At 44.9% G+C, this 1,771-nt stretch carries 1 protein-coding gene; it reads right to left on the reverse strand.

All coding sequences use genetic code 11. The features are described 5' to 3' along the window. Positions 1 to 115 precede the first annotated feature (115 nt). A complete protein-coding gene (locus FC85_RS02530; RefSeq protein WP_057864000.1) occupies positions 116 to 1,456 on the reverse strand; it encodes an FAD-dependent oxidoreductase in 1,341 nt (446 codons plus the stop codon). Positions 1,457 to 1,771: the final 315 nt, after the last annotated feature.

Here is a 1,771-nt window from a genome sequence, read left to right on the forward strand (position 1 = left end):
TGTGGCTTAGTCTAATTCTCAAAAATCTCTTCATCCTTACCGATTGACAAAGAGCCTATTTTAACAATCATTTAATATTTATACAATAGTAACCATGTATATTAAGACAGGTAGGTTATTTTGTTGCTTTGGCCACTGCCTGCTGACCAAGGAGGTTGATGAAGTTAAATGGCCGGTCAAAGTTTGGCTGGAAGAGCATATCAACCATTGCCATGAAGTCAATCGTGTTCCGGTTCTGAATCATTACCGAAACTGCATTGGCATACATGGAAATGTCATAGCTGCTCATGAACTGGGCCCCGAGGATCTGGTTATTACTCCGGTCCCAGACTACCGTTCCGATAACCTCAGCATTGGTCGGCATGAACTCCGGACGATAGTTATCCGTAAACGTAACGGCATCGGCATCGAAACCGGCTGCCTTAGCGCTGGCTAGGGTCATCCCCGTTGAGGCCATCGCGTGATCGTAGAGCTGGAGGCCAGACGTCGATTGGGTCCCTATGTAGGTCATCGTATTGCCGAAAAGGTTCGTCCCAGCGATAACCCCCTGCCGAACCGCATTAGTGGCCAACGGGACGTAGGCCTCCTGATTAGTTGGGTTGTAATGTACTGCCACTGCATCACCGGCCCCGTATACGTCAGGATCCGAAGTCTGCATGTAGGCATTGGTCTTGATAGAGCCATCCTGGTTGAACTCTAGCTGGCCCTTGAAGAGTCCGGTATTAGGCCGGAAACCAATACAGAGAATGGCCATGTCAGCGGGGTAACTCCCCTTATTGGTGTTGACCGTAACTCCATGACCATTATCTTCAAATCCAGCTACCATCTCGTCAAAGGCTAGTTTAACGTTATGGTCTTCAAAATCCTTGGTAACGATGTCTGTGTATTTGGCATCATAGTACTTGCTAAGCAGACGGTCGATACCATCAATCAAGGTCACGTTCTTGCCCTGTTTGCTGTAAGCCTCAACCAGTTCAACACCGATGTAGCCACCACCGATAACCACAATGTTCTTAGCATCCTGGGCAACCTCAAACAATTTCTTGGCGTGGTTATAGTTCTTGCAGAGGTAAACGTTAGGGTTATCAATCCCTGATAAGCCAGGGATGATCGGCCAAGATCCCGTAGTAACCATCAGTTTGTCGTAATGGTCCTCACTGGTAGCTCCGGTATTAAGATCCTTGACCGTCAGCGACTTATTCTTCAGGTCAACATGGGTCACCTCATGCTCCAGTTTAACGTTGGCTCCCAGCTTAGTCAGAATCTCCGGGCTGGAATAGAACATATCGTCAATGTTCTTAGTAACCCCACCGAGATAGGTCGCAATCCCACACGACAGGAACGAAACATTGTCGTTCTTTTCGTAAATAGTTACCTCAGCATCAGGATGATTGCTTAACACTTGATTAGCAGTGATAGTACCGGCATGTGTACAACCAACGATAATGATCTTCATTTGCAAAGCCTCCTAAACTTAAGCAGATACGGACTGTCTGTCCATGATTGCGTTACCATGTTCATTATAACAAAGCAGTCTATAAAATGGTGCTATTTGCTTTCGATTTTCTACTATCATCCGATAATCACTTGTTAAATGATTGATGTTGCCAAGCAGGCAAAAGACCAGTAAAGTAGAATATGATCATTATTGAAGGAGTACTAATTATGGAACAATTTTTTCTGATTACCCTTACTGCAATCTTTATCATTGAGAGTTTCGTTGAAGACCTCTAATCTGATGAGTCGTGAATTATCAAAAAAGAGAACTAGA

This window comes from Lentilactobacillus diolivorans DSM 14421, assembly GCF_001434255.1.
In the GTDB taxonomy this organism is placed as follows: domain Bacteria; phylum Bacillota; class Bacilli; order Lactobacillales; family Lactobacillaceae; genus Lentilactobacillus; species Lentilactobacillus diolivorans.